The sequence below is a fragment of the Pseudomonas sp. 5Vm1k genome, assembly GCF_056161485.1.
Genome location: NZ_JBSPCZ010000007.1, coordinates 237,845 through 253,930 on the forward strand (window position 1 = coordinate 237,845; position 16,086 = coordinate 253,930).

Annotated in this window: 17 protein-coding genes; 4 read left to right on the forward strand and 13 right to left on the reverse strand. The window is 58.1% G+C overall.

Features of this window, described 5'->3' with window-relative positions; all coding sequences use genetic code 11:
- The first annotated feature begins 64 nt into the window (after positions 1–64).
- Together ACWIKB_RS16320 and ACWIKB_RS16325 are read left to right on the forward strand one after the other, a co-directional pair.
- Positions 65–1,255, forward strand: a complete 1,191-nt coding sequence (locus ACWIKB_RS16320; RefSeq protein WP_054051863.1) for an osmoprotectant NAGGN system M42 family peptidase — start codon at positions 65–67, stop codon at positions 1,253–1,255.
- Between the two features lie 217 nt (positions 1,256–1,472).
- Complete coding sequence (locus tag ACWIKB_RS16325; protein ID WP_010461751.1) at positions 1,473–1,700, forward strand: YheU family protein; 228 nt, start codon at positions 1,473–1,475, stop codon at positions 1,698–1,700.
- Positions 1,701–1,705: 5 nt separating this feature from the next.
- Here the strand turns inward: ACWIKB_RS16325 and csrA are convergent, their stop codons facing one another.
- From csrA to ACWIKB_RS16340, 3 genes are all read right to left on the reverse strand, one after another.
- The gene (gene csrA, locus ACWIKB_RS16330) at positions 1,706–1,891 is read right to left on the reverse strand and encodes a carbon storage regulator CsrA (protein ID WP_475268129.1); all 186 of its coding nucleotides are present in this window, start codon (positions 1,889–1,891) and stop codon (positions 1,706–1,708) included.
- A 153-nt stretch (positions 1,892–2,044) separates the two neighbouring features.
- The gene (locus tag ACWIKB_RS16335; protein ID WP_475268131.1) at positions 2,045–2,377 is read right to left on the reverse strand and encodes a YnfA family protein; all 333 of its coding nucleotides are present in this window, start codon (positions 2,375–2,377) and stop codon (positions 2,045–2,047) included.
- A gap of 65 nt (positions 2,378–2,442) precedes the next feature.
- Entirely contained in the window at positions 2,443–3,258 is an 816-nt protein-coding gene (locus ACWIKB_RS16340) for an SDR family oxidoreductase (protein WP_403027107.1), read from the reverse strand.
- A gap of 411 nt (positions 3,259–3,669) precedes the next feature.
- Here ACWIKB_RS16340 and ACWIKB_RS16345 point away from each other — a divergent pair, with 411 nt between their 5' ends.
- A complete protein-coding gene (locus ACWIKB_RS16345; RefSeq protein ID WP_177331420.1) occupies positions 3,670–3,828 on the forward strand; it encodes a DUF3309 family protein in 159 nt (52 codons plus the stop codon).
- Between the two features lie 62 nt (positions 3,829–3,890).
- On the opposite strand, the gene ACWIKB_RS16350 is transcribed toward ACWIKB_RS16345, so the two are convergent.
- From ACWIKB_RS16350 to ACWIKB_RS16395, 10 genes are all read right to left on the reverse strand, one after another.
- A complete protein-coding gene (locus ACWIKB_RS16350) occupies positions 3,891–5,984 on the reverse strand; it encodes an LTA synthase family protein (protein WP_475268133.1) in 2,094 nt (697 codons plus the stop codon).
- A 464-nt stretch (positions 5,985–6,448) separates the two neighbouring features.
- Positions 6,449–7,054: an START domain-containing protein gene (locus ACWIKB_RS16355; protein WP_475268134.1), complete on the reverse strand. Its 606-nt coding sequence runs from the start codon at positions 7,052–7,054 to the stop codon at positions 6,449–6,451.
- A gap of 42 nt (positions 7,055–7,096) precedes the next feature.
- Entirely contained in the window at positions 7,097–7,351 is a 255-nt protein-coding gene (locus ACWIKB_RS16360; protein WP_475268136.1) for a YkgJ family cysteine cluster protein, read from the reverse strand.
- A 166-nt stretch (positions 7,352–7,517) separates the two neighbouring features.
- Positions 7,518–7,997, reverse strand: a complete 480-nt coding sequence (locus ACWIKB_RS16365; protein ID WP_475268138.1) for a translation initiation factor 2 — start codon at positions 7,995–7,997, stop codon at positions 7,518–7,520.
- A gap of 90 nt (positions 7,998–8,087) precedes the next feature.
- Positions 8,088–9,527, reverse strand: a complete 1,440-nt coding sequence (locus ACWIKB_RS16370; protein WP_054051847.1) for an aminotransferase-like domain-containing protein — start codon at positions 9,525–9,527, stop codon at positions 8,088–8,090.
- Positions 9,528–9,870: 343 nt separating this feature from the next.
- Complete coding sequence (locus tag ACWIKB_RS16375; protein ID WP_475268140.1) at positions 9,871–10,683, reverse strand: OmpA family protein; 813 nt, start codon at positions 10,681–10,683, stop codon at positions 9,871–9,873.
- The gene (locus tag ACWIKB_RS16380) at positions 10,680–11,036 is read right to left on the reverse strand and encodes a DUF4398 domain-containing protein (protein WP_475268142.1); all 357 of its coding nucleotides are present in this window, start codon (positions 11,034–11,036) and stop codon (positions 10,680–10,682) included. The genes ACWIKB_RS16375 and ACWIKB_RS16380 overlap by 4 nt, the downstream gene beginning before the upstream one ends.
- Positions 11,037–11,045: 9 nt before the next feature.
- Positions 11,046–11,882, reverse strand: coding sequence for a substrate-binding periplasmic protein (locus ACWIKB_RS16385; RefSeq protein WP_475268143.1), 837 nt, complete (start codon positions 11,880–11,882; stop codon positions 11,046–11,048).
- Positions 11,883–12,109: 227 nt separating this feature from the next.
- Positions 12,110–13,039, reverse strand: coding sequence for an electron transfer flavoprotein subunit alpha/FixB family protein (locus ACWIKB_RS16390; RefSeq protein WP_305425765.1), 930 nt, complete (start codon positions 13,037–13,039; stop codon positions 12,110–12,112).
- Positions 13,040–13,789 (reverse strand): electron transfer flavoprotein subunit beta/FixA family protein, encoded by a 750-nt coding sequence (locus tag ACWIKB_RS16395; protein ID WP_017340080.1) that lies wholly within the window; start codon positions 13,787–13,789, stop codon positions 13,040–13,042.
- 545 nt (positions 13,790–14,334) lie between these two features.
- Between ACWIKB_RS16395 and ACWIKB_RS16400 the strand changes: the two genes are divergently transcribed.
- Positions 14,335–15,999 carry an electron transfer flavoprotein-ubiquinone oxidoreductase gene (locus ACWIKB_RS16400; RefSeq protein ID WP_475268144.1) on the forward strand — a complete coding sequence of 555 codons (1,665 nt, stop codon included), beginning with the start codon at positions 14,335–14,337 and terminating at the stop codon, positions 15,997–15,999.
- Positions 16,000–16,086: the final 87 nt, after the last annotated feature.

Consider the following 16,086-nt stretch of genomic DNA (forward strand, 5'->3'; position numbering starts at 1 on the left):
GTCCCTGGCTGCATTCCCACGCGGAGCGTGGGAACGATCAGCCGTTTACTCATCAGGAGTTTCCATGACCAGCAAAATTCCAGAACCGGATCTCAACTACCTGCAAAAAGTCCTGCTGGAAATGCTCGCCATTCCCAGCCCGACCGGGTTCACCGACACCATCGTGCGATACGTCGCCGAGCGGCTCGAAGAGCTGGGCATTCCATTCGAAATGACCCGTCGTGGCACTATCCGCGCCACCCTCAAGGGCAAGAAAAACAGCCCGGACCGTGCGGTGTCTGCGCATCTGGACACCATCGGCGCAGCGGTGCGTGCGGTGAAGGATAACGGGCGTTTGACCCTGGCCCCGGTCGGCTGCTGGTCCAGCCGTTTTGCCGAAGGCAGCCGGGTCAGCCTGTTTACCGACAACGGCGTGATTCGTGGCAGCGTGTTGCCGCTGATGGCCTCCGGTCATGCGTTCAATACAGCCGTGGATGAAATGCCGATCAGTTGGGATCATGTCGAATTGCGCCTGGACGCCTACTGCGCAACCCGCGCGGATTGCGATTCCCTGGGGATCAGCGTCGGTGATTTCGTCGCGTTCGACCCGTTGCCGGAATTCACCGAAAGCGGCCACATCAGCGCCCGTCACCTCGACGACAAGGCCGGGGTTGCCGCACTGTTGGCGGCGATGAAAGCGATCATCGACAGCGGTGAAGAACTGATGATCGACTGTCATCCGCTGTTCACCATTACCGAGGAAACCGGCAGTGGCGCGGCGGCGGCGTTGCCGTGGGATGTCAGCGAATTCGTCGGCATCGACATTGCGCCGGTCGCGCCAGGCCAACACTCCAGCGAACACGCAGTGAGCGTGGCAATGCAGGATTCCGGCGGCCCGTACGACTATCACCTGTCGCGTCATTTGCTGCGATTGGCCAGCGACAACGACCTGCCGGTGCGCCGCGACCTGTTCCGCTATTACTTCAGCGATGCCCATTCGGCGGTGACCGCCGGGCATGACATTCGCACCGCGCTGCTGGCGTTTGGTTGCGATGCGACCCATGGCTACGAACGTACGCACATTGATAGCCTGGCGGCGTTGAGTCGTTTGCTCGGCGCGTACATTCTGAGCCCGCCGGTGTTTGCCAGCGATGCGCAACCGGCCAAGGGTTCGCTGGACCGATTCAGTCATCAGATCGAACATGACACGCAGATGGAAAGTGATACGCGGGTGCCGTCAGTGGACAGCCTTGTTGGGCAGCGTAACGAGAGCTGATTTTCAGCTTGAGAAGTTTGGTGTTTGAAAGATCGTCTTCGCGGGCAAGCCTCGCTCCTACAGGGTATGTGTCGATCCCATCTGTCGTGATCGGCGCGAAACCTGTAGGAGCGAGGCTTGCCCGCGAAGGTGTCAGAACAAACACCGCAGGAGACCAAGGCTAGCCGCAAAACCTCATTCGCCGTAGCATCGCGCCATTGTTTTAGCCGAGGTGCCTATGCTGATCCCTTACGACCAACTTGAAGTCGACACTCTCACCCGCCTGATCGAAGACTTCGTGACCCGCGACGGCACGGACAATGGTGATGACACGCCGCTGGAAACCCGCGTACTGCGGGTTCGCCAGGCGCTGACCAAGGGCCAGGCGCTGATCGTTTTCGACCCGGACAGCGAGCAATGCCAGTTGATGCTCAAGCATGACGTGCCCAAGCACCTGTTCGACTGAATCGCTCAGCGGCCTTTGCTTTTAGCCGTTTTGGTCTGGATGCGTTCGTAGACTTCAGCTCGGTGCACATTGACGTCTTGCGGCGCTTCGACGCCGAAGCGCACGCTGCCGCCGTTGACCGCCAGAATGCGCACGGAAATGTTGTCACCGATGGAAATCAATTCACCTACGACACGACTGAGTACAAGCATGGCCTTCATCCTTCAGGGGTTACCGGTCCCTGAAGATGCCCGGCGCGTGTCAGGGCTTCAATGCGCTGCGGGCAAATCAGTCTTGCCCTACAGCGCAGGATATTTCGCCTGACGGACACGTCCTGCAAACCGACCAAATGAAGGACTAATCCTTCAGGATGCGGAGAAGCGCGGGCCGAAAAGGATGACAGACGCGCCGACCACGCACAGCGCCACGCCGATCCAGTCCGAGCCCAGCGGACGCACCCGCTCGACCACCGCCAGCCAGCCAATCGACGCAATGATGTAGATGCCACCGTAGGCGGCATAGGCGCGGCCGGCGTAGGTCGATTCGATCCGGGTCAATAACAACGCGAACAAGGTCAGGCTCAGCAGCGCCGGTATGACCCACCAGACACTTTTGCCTTGACGCAGCCACATCCAGAACGCGAAGCAGCCGGCGATTTCGAACAGCGCGGCGAGGAAAAACCACAGGTAATTGAGCATGCAGACGTCTCGTAGAGGATGGCCGAATGCGGCCACCCTAACGATGGTGTTGTCGGCGGGCAAGATCAGCCGGCGGATTGTTTGGCCTTGGCGCGCATTTTGTCGGCCATGACGGTCATTTCGTTGTAGAGCAGTTGCGGATTTTTCTGCTTCAGCGCCCAGGCCATGCGCCCCTGCTCGTGGGGCAGGATCATGAATTCACCGGCGGCCACTTGCGTATAGATGTAGTCGGCAATGTCAGTGGCAGTAATCGGTGAGCTTTCCAGCAACTTGCCGACCTGGGCTTTCATGGCCGGTGTCGGGCCACGGAAAGAATCCAGCAAGTTGGTCTGGAAGAACGACGGGCACACCACATGCACGCCGACTTCCTGTTGCGCCAGTTCGATCAACAGGCTTTCGGACAACGCCACCACGCCGGCCTTCGCCACGTTGTAGTTGCTCATGGCCGGACCTTGCATCAGCGCGGCCATCGACGCGATGTTGATGATCTTGCCTTTGCTTTTTTCCAGCAGCGGCAGGAAGGCCTTGCAACCTTTGACCACGCCCATCAGGTTGATCGCGATCTGCCAGTCCCAGTCTTCCAGGGACAACTCGCTGAAGAACCCGCCCGACGCCACACCAGCGTTATTGACGATGACATCGATGCCACCGAGCTTCTCTTCGCACGCCTGGGCGAACGCGGTCAGCTGGCTGTAGTCGCGCACATCGCAACGCTGGATAAAACCGTCACCGCCCGCTTCGCGCACCAGTTTCAGGGTTTCCTGCAGACCGGGTTCGCTGACATCCGACAAGGCCAGTTGCCAGCCTTCGCGGGCCCAGCGCAGCGCGATTTCGCGACCCAGGCCTGAGCCTGCGCCAGTGATCATCATGCGATTTTGCATAGCAAACAGCCTTGTTGTTCTGGGGAAGATGCGCCGAGTGTAGCGAAGGATATTGCCCGACCCACGCTCCATCAGATTGCTGAATGGTCCGCGCAAACCGGCGCACGGCTTGGGACCATGTCGCGGCCTTCGCGGGCAAGCCTCGCTCCTACAGGTTTTGCATCGGTCATCACATGCGGGATCGACTCTCCCCCCTGTAGGAGCGAGGCTTGCCCGCGAAGAACGATGACGCGGTTTAACTAACCAACTATCAAATCGCTAAAACGAAATAAGCCTGGTTTCTAAAAAACATTAAAAAACTTTGAATTTTCTTTCATTCGCGTGAGTCGGATTTTGTAAGCAGTTCGGATTTATCGCATTCCGGCTGATAGTTAAAACATTCGGTCAATCCGGAACACTTCCAACAAGGAAATCGTCATGGGCACAATTCTTATCGTTATTCTGATCCTCTTGCTGATCGGTGGTCTGCCAGTCTTCCCACACTCCAGAAGTTGGGGTTATGGCCCATCGGGTATCCTCGGCGTGGTGTTGGTAGTGCTGTTGATTCTGCTCTTGCTTGGCAAGATATAAAGATTTAACCGACCCAAAAAAAGAGGCCCTTGAAAAGGGCCTCTTTTTTATTGCGTCAACGATCAGTCCGGCTTGCCGTTCACCACACCGGCGGTGTTATCCAGCAGGCTCTTGGTCGCGGTTTGCAGGAACGACTCGAGTTTCTGTTTGAGGGCCGCTTCATCAGACGACTCTGGAATCACTTCACCTTTAGGGTTGGCGCCCAGTTCGTAGTGATACAGTTTTGGCGGCATCTCTTTCGGCAACACCAGCACACGGTCGGCGGTTAGCAAGGCCACGGTCTGGTCGCTGCCCGAAGGCTTGATCACGCCGAAACCCTTGTCGCCTTCCGGCAGGTTCAGCAGGTCGCGGCCCCAGCATTGATGAACCACATCGCCACCGACGCGGCCCATGATGGTCGGTACGATGTCGATCTGGGTGCCCACGGTGTGGTCACGCTGACCGAATTTTTCCTGGATGCCCGGGCCGATCATCAGCATCGGCACGTTAAAGCGGCCCAGGTCCATTTCGGTGATCTGCTGCTCGTCGCCAAAACCATGGTCGCCAACGATCACGAACAAGGTTTCATTGAAGTACGGCTCTTTACGGGCCTTCTCGAAGAACTGACCCAGCGCCCAGTCGGAGTAACGCATGGCGGTCAAGTGTTCGTTCAAGGTGCCACGATCGGTCACAGGCGGCACCGGCAGTGGCGTCGGCAAAGCATATGGCGTGTGGTTGGATAGGGTTTGCAACAAGGCATAGAACGGTTTTTTGTCCTTGCCATCGCGAGCCTTCAGTTCTTCCAGGCCACGGTTGAACATGTCCTGGTCGGACACGCCCCACGTCGGATCGGAGAACACCGGGTTCACGAAATCGTTACGACCAATGAAGTTGGTCATGCCCTGGTTGCTGAAGAAGCCCGACTGGTTGTCCCAGGCGAAGTCGCCGTTGTAAACGTACACATCGTCATAGTCGCGAGCGCTGAGCAACTGCGGCAAGCCGGACAACTTGTGGCTGCCTTCCGGGGTCTGCATCAGGTATTCGAAACCCGGCAGGTTCGGGAAGCACGCCATGGTGGCGAACATGCCTTGGTGGGTATGGGTGCCGTTAGAGAAGAAACGATCGAACAACAGGCCTTCCTTGGACAACTTGTCGAAGGATGGCGTGATATTGCCCGGACGGCCCAGCGCGCCCACCGAGTGACCGGCGAAGCTTTCCATCAGGATCACGACGACGTTCTTGATCGGCAACGTCTTGTTGGCGTCAGGCGTGTAGTTACGGCGCACTGCTGCAATGTCGGCGTCGACCAGTTTGTCATTCGGGGTCAGCAGCATGTCACGCACGGTCTGCTGGGCCAGTGGCTGATCCAGCGTCGCTTTCCAGATATTGCTGCGCTCGTCCGACATCCGGCTCTTGGCAGCGGCAATCAGTTGCAAGGTGCCATTGAGGCCCAACTGGTTGGCGAAGTTCGAGTCGGTGGTGTAAACGTCACCCCAACGCAATGGCGGGCCTTGACGCAGAGTGCCGCGGGCGGCAACCACGCAGACCAGCAGACAAACCACGAACACCGCGATACGCGCATACCACGGGGCGATCTGGCGAGTGCCGATGCTGCCGCCGCTGAACGGGCCGCGTGGACGGGTGGCGCGGTCGGCGCCCTTGAATGCCAGGGTCAGAATCAAGGTACCCACGGCCCAGGCCAGCAGGTAGCGAACCACCGGAAAACCGTACCAGAGCATGCTCATTACGGTTTTCGGGTCTTCTTTTACGTACTGGAAGACCAGGCCGTTGAGGCGCTGGTGGAATTCACGGTAGAAGTCCATCTCCATCAGGCCGAGGAACAACGCGATGCTGGAGGTCACGGTCAACCAGAATCGGAAGAGCCCGCGAGCCGCCATGGCTCGGGCGCTGAACAGCGCCAGCAGCAGCGGAATAATGAGATAGACCACAATGCGCAGGTCGAAACGCAGGCCATTGGCGAATGCTTCGAGGAAGGTCGAAGCCGGTGTATCGAGGATCATCGATCGGTTGTAGACCAGCAGCGCGACGCGCAGCAGGCTGAACATGACCATCATGACCAGGGCACACAGCAGCGTGTAGGCCAGATGCGATTTGACGGTCGGTTGCAGCAGGCGACTAGAAGCTCGCTGCTGATTCAGGGCGTCCGGGTTTGCCATGTCGTTTTAGGACCCATTGGAAGTTGAAGTTTCAAAAATACAGCTGCGCCCTGCCCTCTGTTGGCCAGTACTTGGCCCCGGGGCTTGCGCGGGTGCGCAAATGTTGCACGATCACTCGCGGCATTGCTATTGATTACTGTCCAGCGTGCCCAACTCTGCGTGGTAACGCTCTGGAACAAGGGCATTGACGCAATATCGAGGGGAAAGTTGCGCGAAAGGATTGTCTTGGAGGCTTTGTGAAAATTTCGTGCAACGTATATCTGGAAACACAATAAAACCCTGATCTGATAGAGCACAGACCTGTGGGAGCGGGCTTGCTCGCGAAGGCGGAGTGTCAGTCGATATCAATGTTGAATGATTAACCGCATTCGCGAGCAAGCCCGCTCCCACAGGGTTTGTGTTTATGCTTTCCTCAAAGAAAAACGCCCCGAACAAGTCGGGGCGTTGTCGAAAGAGCGGCGCGGTTACTTCTCGGCGCGTTCTTTCAGGGCCTTCAAGGTATTGAACGGCGCATCGACCACGAACTTGTTGGCGATCATCGACGGCACGCTGCCACCTGGCTCGGTGTGCACCTGATAGGTCACTTCGACCTGATCACCCTTGGGTACGAACTTCCAGAAGCCATCGACCTTGGCGACCCGAACAAAGCCTTTCTCTTCAGGAATGTACTTCGGCACGCCTTCGAGTTTTCGGGTCAGGCTGCCATCGGCGCCTTCGACGGTGGTGACGTGCAACACCGAATCGCGCGGGGTGACGGGCCATGGGGTATTGAATTGGGTGTAAGTCCAGCTGTCAGCGCCTTCGTGCTTGAGCAACTTCTGGGCTTTGCACTCGTGAATCCAGGAACAGGCTCCCGCCACGTCTTCCTGAAGTGCGCGCAATTTGGCGACGGTCGTCTTCATCAGGGTGACGCCCTGATAGGCCTTGTAATCGGAACCGGCCACTTCACTCAAGGACACCTTGATGCCCTCTTCGTTTTTGGCGACTTTCCAGTCTTCAGCCTGAGCGGCCGTGGTGGCCAGCGCAACCGTCAAACCACACAGCACAGCAATACGATGCAGCGAACCCATAGTCTTATTCCTTATTGTTGAAGTTCCGTTCGTTTGAGCACATCACGCCGCCGTCATTTGCTCCCACCAGCCAAGCAGCCGGATGGCTTCTTCACTGCTATTTCCGCAGACCTCGATATCGGCCTCGAAGGCCGAACAGACTGCCGGACGTTCTGCCCGGCCGAAAATGTTGCACAGGTTTTCGACAGAAAGTTGTACGCAACGTTCTCCGGCGGCTTTGCCATCTGGCATGCCGGGAATCGGTGAACTGATGGAGGGGGCAATACAACAAGCGCCACAGCCTTCACGGCATTTCATGACGACAAGCTCCTCGCGACGGGTGATGTGTAAAAGGGACGAGGCACAGAGTAACCGCTAAAACGACTGTTTAAAATTACCTGCACCGCAGTTTTTGCGTTCAAGCGAACGTGACTGACCAGTCTCCGACGAAGCGTCTGGCTCGCGGCTCACAGATGGGAATGATTTATTGCTTGAACTCGAATTCCAGCGCCGCGCCTTCGACTTCTCGACGCTCTTCGTTGCGCAGTTGCAGCTTCATTTCATTACTGATCAGGCGACCGTTAAGCTGGAACTGACTGGTCTTGTCGCCAAACATTTGCGGCAACACTCCATCGTGCCTGGGCAACGGCACAGTACCGACGGGCTTGAGTTCGTCGACCATGTGTTGAGGCAGGCTCAAGTCGAGATTGGCGGGCGGCAATTGGGTGGTTTTTACCACTTCACTGGCCGGCTTGGACTTTGAGGCAATGGGTGGACGTTTTTTTACCGGCGCGGCCTGCTTTTTTACCGGAGCCGCTTTTTTGCTCGCAACCGGTTTTTTCGGCGTGGCTGTGGTGGTGCTGGCTCCCGGCGTTTCCTGGGTGGCAGCCGCCATGACACCTTCCGGTAAAGCAGTCAGCAACAGACAGATCGACAGCCAAGCGGCAGAAAAAATCGGTTTCATGGAACCAACGAAGCGAACGGCAGAGGGCCATATGCTCGCTTGTTGCAAGCAACATGACAAGCGCGGGCAGCAGATGATCTGCCCGCGTGATCAAAATCCGCTGGCAGTCTCCTGACAGAGTTGGGTCGCCAACAGCCCGAGCGTCATCAGTGCACGTTCGGCCTCACGGTTCCAGGGCGTGCCACAGTTCAGTCGGATGCAATGATTGAATTGCTCGGTGTTACTGAAAATCAGCCCCGGCGCGATGCTGATACCTTGCTGCAAGGCCCGCACATGCAATTCCTGGGTGTTGACCCGCCCCGGCAGACTGACCCACAAAATGAAGCCACCGGTTGGCCGGCTCATCTGCGTGCCTTCGGGGAAGTACTGCTGCACCGCCAACTGGAAGGCGCTGAGGTTTTTGCGGTACTCCTGACGGATGTAGCGCAAATGCCGGTCGTAGCCGCCGTTTTCCAGGTAAGCAGCAATCCCCATTTGCGTGACGCTGCACGCCGAATGGGTGCTGAATGTCTGTAGACGCTGGATCTCCTGCTGGTACTTGCCGGCGATCATCCAGCCGATCCGCACTCCTGGCGACAAGGTTTTGGAGAAGCTTGAGCAATAGATCACTCGATCCAGCCGATCATAAGCCTTCAACGCTTTGGTGCGCCCTTGCTCGAACATCAACTCGCCGTAGATATCATCTTCGACGATCTGGATATCAAAATCCGAAGCCAGGCGCAGCAGTTGCTTCTGGCGTTCTTCGGGCATGGTGCCACCCAGTGGATTACTCAGGCGGGTGGTCAACACCAACGCCTTGATCGACCATTGGTTAGCGGCCAGTTGCAGGGCTTCCAGGCTCATGCCGGTCGCGGGGTCGCTGGGGATTTCGATGACTTTGAGGCCGAGCAAGTCGGCCAGTTGCAGCAAACCGTAATACGTCGGCGACTCTGCGGCGATCAGGTCGCCCGGCCGGGTCAATACCCGAAGCGACATCTGCAAGGCATCGACGCAGCCGTGGGTGATCACCACTTCGGACGGATCGACCACCACGCCGGCATCGCGCATGCGAATCGCCACCTGACGGCGCAACGGTTCAAAACCCGGGCTGAACATGTAGCTGAACGCCCGCGGGCTATGGAATCGAGTGACTTTAGCCAACTGCTGATGCAGGGCCCGGACCGGCAAATAATCGACGCTCGGCACTGCCGCGCCCAGCGGGAAAACGCCCTCGCGGCGGGATTCGACCAGGACTTGTTGGATGATGCTGCTGCGAGTGACCAGACCGGGCCGTTCGACCCGGGCAATGTCCGGTGTCGGCGCCGTCAGGGCCGGGGTCTGGTGTACGTAATAGCCGGACTGCGGCCGGGCCCGGATCAGGCCCTGATCCTCAAGATTGGCGTAAGCCTGCAACACGGTTGCATGGCTGACATTGAGCTGCGAGCTCATCTTGCGCACCGAAGGCACGCGCTCCCCCGGTTGATAAACACCGCGACGGATGTCCTCGGCCAGTTGCTGAGCAATACGTTGGTAGAGCAAGAGATTGGTCATGACGCAGCACTCGATTTCACGGGCATTTTATTCTTGTGTGAAACAATACCGGAACAGTTTAGAAGTGTACGGGGACAGTTGCCACAATAGTCGACCGTACAGTGCAGTGTCAGCAAAATCTGTACTGCTTTGCGAACCAATTAACAGGCGTAAAAAAACCCGACGCTGACGGGCAGGCCGGGTTTTATGAACCGGATAAATCGTATCAACCCCACAAACCGTAGGAGCTGACGAGTGAAACGAGGCTGCGATCTTTTCAGGCCCACTTGAGTCTCAAGCGATAGATCAAAAGATCGCAGCCTCGTTTCTCTCGACAGCTCCTACAGGAGTACTGGCGCCCCCGTTAGCGGGCGGCGCCGAGCTGGCCTTTTTCGTCGGAGAACACAATTTCCACCCGACGATTCTGCGCGCGACCGCGCTCGGTCGCGTTCACGTCCACCGGGTATTCATCGCCATACCCTTCGACCTGAATGCGTTTATCGTCGATGCCCAGGTCCATCAGCACATCTGCCACCGATTGTGCACGGTCGCGGGACAGTTTGAGGTTGTCCTGCTTGCCGCCGGTGCTGTCGGTATAACCCTCGATCCGCACCACACGCTTGGGATTGAGCTGCAGGAACTGGACGATCTTCAGCACCACGCGGTTCGCCGAGTTCTTCAACTCTGCTTCGCCGGTATCGAACAACACGTCACCCAGAGTCATCACCAGGCCACGGTCAGTCTGGGTAGTGGCCAGTGCGACGATCTGCTCTTCAAGCCACTTGCCCTGTTGCTGCACGCTGAGCAGCTTGGATTCGCGCAGGGCCAGTTGCAGACGCTGGCGTTCCAGTTCGAGTTTCGCCGCCTGCTCCTCGTTGAGTACCTGATTGGTGTGTTCGCGGGCAATTTCGCTGTAGCGCTGACTCAGATACGCGTAATGCACCACATCCGAACCGCTGCCCCAGTAGCTGGACAAACGATCGGCACGGGCCAGGGATTCACCGGCACGGATCACGTCCTTGGGCGCGATGCGCAACACGCTGGAGTCTTCCTTGACCTTCTGGAAGTCGGCGCTGGCTTCTTGCAACGCGGCTTCGCTGTGCTGACCCGCGCAACCATACAGGCTGGCGCAACCAGCGAGAATCAAACCGCCGAGTGCTTTGGATTTGAGGCTCATTGGGCATCTCCCAGTTGCTTGCGCAGGCGAGCGATGCGGGTATTGAGTAAGTTCAACTGCTCTTGGCTCTTGAGGGTCAGGACCCGGGCTTCTGCCAGACGCGCGTCCAGTTCGGCCTGTTCGGCGCGCATACGTGCGTGCTTGTAGGATTGGTCGGTCATGTCGCCCTGGGCGCGCGCGAACTTGTCTTCGGCCAGTTTCAGTTCTGGCACTTCATCAGCGGTGGCGCCAACGGCTTTGGCTTGTTCAAGTGCCTGCTCGGTCAGGCGAATTTGTTCATTCGGCGCCGGATCGGCTGCACAACCCGCCAGAGCCAGAACGGCCAGGGCAGCGAAAAGAGGTCGAATACTCACTAAAAATCCCTACTGTTTTGGGGTACTGGCGGGTTGCTGCTGCGGTTGTTGCTGTTGCGCTTTCCAGCGCTCGATATTGCGTTGCAGCACAGCTTCCGTCAGTCCGGACGCGGGCAATTCTGTCATCTTTTTGGCCAGCTGTCCGCGCAACCACGGATCGTTGCAGGCGGAGTTATGGGAAATCGCGAGGAACAGGCCGGGCCTGTCGACAGGTTGCGGGAACGCCTGCAAGTCATTGGCCATGCCCAATGCCTGCGCGGCCGCCATGCCCGAGTAGCGTCCGGCGAGTACATATTCCACCTCGCCCAGCAGCAATTTCTGAAGGGCCTGGGTCAGGTTTGGTGTACGGAGAAGGGTCAATTGCTGCTCGGCGAAAGTGCCGAATTCGCGGGTCAATCGAGCCTTTTCCGACACGGCGCCGGAGTGTCCGTGCAGGTCTTTGGCTTCGCTGTAGGTCAGCGTCGAGCCCTTGCGGGTCCAGACCAGGTAGTCGTTTTCCAGCAGCGGCGGGTGGATGTAATCCAGGGTTTCCAGCTCGCTGAGCGTCAACGGCGCGTCCGCCAGCATGTCCATGCGCCCGCTGCGCACTTCGTCCAGGGCCTGGGCGCGTTTGCCGGCATACAGCATGTCGATCTTGATGCCCAACTCCCCCGCCACTTGCTGCAACAAGTCGGCGCTGGCGCCGATCAGGTGCTTGGGGTTTTGCGGGTCTTGCCACAGGTATGGCGGTGCATCCGGACTGCCGGTGACCACCAGGCGTTCGCACTTGCCCGCAGCGTTTGCGAGCCCTGACAACAACGTCAGGCCCAGCAGCATTGACCAGCCAGACACGCGATGCAGATCCATGGCAATACTCTCCACTCAAATCCAGTTAAATCGCTTGATTTGTGTAGGAGCTGTCGAGTGAAACGAGGCTGCGATCTTTTGATCTTTCGCTTGAGACTCAAGTGGACCTGAAAAGATCGCAGCCTCGTTTCACTCGACAGCTCCTACACAGCTCCTACCAGCGCCTACAGAAGAACAAAAAAAAGCCCGGCCAAAAGGCCGGGCTCTTTATAGTTTAAGCCGCTGGATTAGACCAGCTTCTCGAACTCAGGGATTGCTTCGAACAGATCCGCCACCAGGCCGTAATCGGCCACCTGGAAGATCGGCGCTTCTTCGTCCTTGTTGATCGCAACGATCACTTTGGAGTCTTTCATGCCGGCCAGGTGCTGGATCGCGCCGGAGATACCGACCGCGATGTACAGCTGTGGAGCAACGATCTTGCCGGTCTGACCGACCTGCATGTCGTTGGGTACGAAACCTGCGTCGACCGCCGCGCGGGAAGCGCCGACAGCAGCGCCCAGCTTGTCGGCCAGGGCGTACAGGTGTTTGAAGTTGTCGCCGTTCTGCATGCCGCGGCCGCCGGAAACGACGATCTTGGCAGCGGTCAGTTCCGGACGATCGGACTTGGCCAGTTCTTCGCCGACGAAGCTCGAAGTACCCGCGTCGTGGGCAGCAGCAACCGCTTCAACGGCAGCGGAACCACCTTCAGCAGCAACCGGGTCGAAACCGGTGGCACGCACGGTGATCACTTTGACCGCAGCGTTCGACTGAACAGTGGCGATGGCGTTACCGGCGTAGATCGGGCGCTTGAAGGTGTCAGCGCTTTCCACCGAGATGATCTCGGAGATCTGGTCAACGTCCAGGGTCGCGGCAACGCGCGGCAGGATGTTTTTGCCGTTGGAAGTAGCGGCAGCCAGGATGTGGCTGTAGCCCTTGCCCAACTCTGCGACCAGCGGAGCAACGTTTTCCGGCAACTGGTGAGCGTAGGCGGCGTTGTCGGCCACCAGCACTTTCGCCACGCCAGCAATTTTCGCAGCGGCTTCAGCCACGGCGCCAGCGCCTTGACCTGCGACCAGAACGTGGATGTCACCGCCGATTTTGGCGGCAGCAGCGACGGTGTTCAGCGTGGCCGGGGCCAGCACTTTGTTGTCGTGTTCAGCAATAACCAAGATAGTCATTTAGATTACCTTCGCTTCGTTTTTCAGTTTCTCGACCAGTTCAGCCACCGACTTGACCTTGATACCCGCGCTGCGTGCAGCAGGCGCTTCGACTTTCACGGTCTTGTTGGTGGAGGCGGTGGAAACGCCCAAAGCGTCCGGAGTCAGCACTTCGAGAGGCTTCTTCTTGGCTTTCATGATGTTTGGCAGGGACGCGTAGCGCGGCTCGTTCAAACGCAGGTCGGTGGTGACGATGGCTGGCAGTTTCAGGGAAACTGTCTGCGCGCCGCCGTCGATTTCGCGGGTCACGGCAACGCTGTCGCCGGACACTTCGACTTTCGAAGCGAAGGTGCCCTGACCGTAGCCGCTCAATGCCGCGAGCATCTGGCCGGTCTGGTTGTTGTCGCTGTCGATGGCTTGTTTGCCGAGGATCACCAGCTGAGGCTGTTCCTTGTCGACAACGGCTTTCAACAGTTTGGCAACCGCCAGGGACGTCAGATCTTCAGCGGATTCGACGAGGATGGCGCGGTCGGCACCCAGAGCCAGCGCGGTGCGCAGTTGCTCTTGAGCGGTGGACGGGCCAACGGAAACGACGACGATTTCAGTCGCAACGCCTTTCTCTTTCAGGCGTACGGCTTCTTCCACGGCGATTTCGCAGAATGGGTTCATCGACATCTTCACGTTAGCGAGGTCGACGCCGGAATTGTCCGCCTTGACGCGAACCTTGACGTTGTAATCCACAACGCGTTTGACAGCTACAAGAACCTTCATGGATTCCTCGTTACTCTCCGGTGAAAAGAAAGTCGCCTAGGCGAACCTGGCGGTTGATGCTCGTGGGCGCAAGGGCACCTCTAAAAACGCTGGCATCTGAACGGGGTGACACTCGCGCGTAAATTAATGACCGTTCGTCAGTGGTGACTGATGAGTCATTCATTACCGCGGCGTGTAAACTGCGCGCCGAATCCTCGCTGCGCATCACCTTGTACTGCCATCGCCCTGTCTTTAGAGGTGCTCTTGAAACCAACAGTCAGCCTACGGCGAGCGCAAAACCGCCCGTATCTTGACCGGAACGCCTATTCCGGTCAATACGGCAAAATGGCCAGTCATAAGCCGCGTTACTTTGATTTCTCTGGCCTGGAGCCAATTCAAACAAACGTTTGTATTGGACGCTAGGAGTGGTGTAGATATAATGCGCCACCCAGAGAGAAAGGTGGTTCATCGATTGTCCTCTTCCGGCATTGCGCCGGAATTCATGGATGCGACACCAAACCTCCAATTAGAAAAAAAACTGTTGAGCCTTGAGTAGGAGATAACCTGTGGAACGCGAATACATGGAATTCGACGTGGTCATCGTCGGTGCCGGCCCCGCTGGTCTTTCCGCCGCCTGCCGCTTGAAGCAGAAGGCTGCTGAAGCCGGTAAGGAAATCAGCGTCTGCGTGGTCGAAAAAGGCTCCGAAGTCGGTGCTCACATCCTCTCCGGTGCCGTGTTCGAACCACGCGCCCTGAACGAATTGTTCCCGGACTGGAAAGAACTCGGCGCCCCGCTGAACACGCCGGTCACTCGCGATGACATCTTCGTTCTCAAGAACGCCGACAGCGCGCAGAAAATCCCAGACCTCTTTGTGCCCAAGACCATGCACAACGAAGGCAACTACATCATCTCCCTAGGCAACCTGTGCCGCTGGCTCGCCCAGCAGGCTGAGAACCTGGGCGTGGAAATCTACCCGGGCTTCGCCGCCCAGGAAGCGCTGTTCGACGAGAACGGCGTAGTCCGCGGGATCATCACCGGCGATCTGGGCGTTGACCGCGAAGGCCATCCGAAGGAAGGCCTGTACACCCCGGGCATGGAACTGCGTGGCAAGTACACGCTGTTCGCCGAAGGTTGCCGTGGCCACATCGGCAAGCAGTTGATCAAGCGCTTCAACCTCGACAGCGATGCCGACGCTCAGCACTACGGCATTGGCCTGAAAGAAATCTGGGAAATCGACCCGGCCAAGCATCAACCAGGCCTGGTGGTCCACACCGCCGGTTGGCCGCTGGACATCATGGGCACCGAAAACACCGGCGGCTCGTTCCTCTATCACCTGGAAAATAATCAGGTGGTCGTCGGTCTGATCGTCGATCTTTCCTACAGCAACACCTACTTGTCGCCGTTCGACGAATTCCAGCGCCTCAAGCATCACCCGGTGCTCAAGCAGTACCTGGAAGGCGGCAAGCGCATCAGCTACGGCGCTCGCGCGATCTGCAAGGGCGGCCTGAATTCGTTGCCGAAAATGGTCTTCAAGGGCGGCGCGCTGATTGGTTGCGACCTCGGTACCCTGAACTTCGCCAAGATCAAAGGCAGCCACACCGCGATGAAGTCCGGCATGCTCGCGGCTGAATCCGTGGCCGAGGCGCTGTTCGCCGAGAAAGATGGCACCGAAGAACTGACTTCTTACGTCGACGCCTTCAAGAAGAGCTGGCTCTACGACGAACTGTTCGCCAGCCGCAACTTCGGTCCGGCGATCCACAAGTTCGGCGCTATCGTTGGCGGTGGTTTCAACTGGCTCGACCAGAACATCTTCGGCGGCAAACTGCCGTTCACCCTGCACGACACCAAGCCGGATTACGCGTGCCTGAAGCTCGCGGCGGACTGCAAGAAGATCGACTACCCGAAACCGGACGGCAAGCTCAGCTTCGACAAACTCAGCTCGGTGTTCATCTCCGGTACCAACCACGAAGAAGAACAGCCGTGCCACCTGAAGCTGACCGACCCGAGCATCCCGATCAGCAAGAACCTGCCGCTGTACGATGAGCCTGCCCAACGCTACTGCCCGGCCGGCGTGTACGAAGTGGTGACCAAGGAAGACGGCGAGAAGCGCTTCCAGATCAACGCCCAGAACTGTGTTCACTGCAAGACCTGCGACATCAAGGACCCTGCACAGAACATCACCTGGGTGGCGCCAGAAGGCTCCGGCGGCCCGACTTACCCGAACATGTAAGCCGAACGCTTGAACATCAAGGCTCCCGAAACGGGGGCCTTTTTGTTGCGCGGGATTCAAGCAGCAACACAAAACAAATGTGGGAGC

Excerpts from the sequence above, each read along its gene's own strand:
- ACWIKB_RS16320 (WP_054051863.1), top strand. The coding sequence starts at position 65 with ATGACCAGCAAAATTCCAGAACCGGATCTCAACTACCTGCAAAAAGTC.
- ACWIKB_RS16325 (WP_010461751.1), top strand. The coding sequence starts at position 1,473 with ATGCTGATCCCTTACGACCAACTTGAAGTCGACACTCTCACCCGCCTG.
- csrA (WP_475268129.1), bottom strand. The coding sequence starts at position 1,891 with ATGCTTGTACTCAGTCGTGTCGTAGGTGAATTGATTTCCATCGGTGAC.
- ACWIKB_RS16335 (WP_475268131.1), bottom strand. The coding sequence starts at position 2,377 with ATGCTCAATTACCTGTGGTTTTTCCTCGCCGCGCTGTTCGAAATCGCC.
- ACWIKB_RS16340 (WP_403027107.1), bottom strand. The coding sequence starts at position 3,258 with ATGCAAAATCGCATGATGATCACTGGCGCAGGCTCAGGCCTGGGTCGC.
- ACWIKB_RS16350 (WP_475268133.1), bottom strand. The coding sequence starts at position 5,984 with ATGGCAAACCCGGACGCCCTGAATCAGCAGCGAGCTTCTAGTCGCCTG.
- ACWIKB_RS16355 (WP_475268134.1), bottom strand. The coding sequence starts at position 7,054 with ATGGGTTCGCTGCATCGTATTGCTGTGCTGTGTGGTTTGACGGTTGCG.
- ACWIKB_RS16360 (WP_475268136.1), bottom strand. The coding sequence starts at position 7,351 with ATGAAATGCCGTGAAGGCTGTGGCGCTTGTTGTATTGCCCCCTCCATC.
- ACWIKB_RS16365 (WP_475268138.1), bottom strand. The coding sequence starts at position 7,997 with ATGAAACCGATTTTTTCTGCCGCTTGGCTGTCGATCTGTCTGTTGCTG.
- ACWIKB_RS16370 (WP_054051847.1), bottom strand. The coding sequence starts at position 9,527 with ATGACCAATCTCTTGCTCTACCAACGTATTGCTCAGCAACTGGCCGAG.
- ACWIKB_RS16375 (WP_475268140.1), bottom strand. The coding sequence starts at position 10,683 with ATGAGCCTCAAATCCAAAGCACTCGGCGGTTTGATTCTCGCTGGTTGC.
- ACWIKB_RS16385 (WP_475268143.1), bottom strand. The coding sequence starts at position 11,882 with ATGGATCTGCATCGCGTGTCTGGCTGGTCAATGCTGCTGGGCCTGACG.
- ACWIKB_RS16390 (WP_305425765.1), bottom strand. The coding sequence starts at position 13,039 with ATGACTATCTTGGTTATTGCTGAACACGACAACAAAGTGCTGGCCCCG.
- ACWIKB_RS16395 (WP_017340080.1), bottom strand. The coding sequence starts at position 13,789 with ATGAAGGTTCTTGTAGCTGTCAAACGCGTTGTGGATTACAACGTCAAG.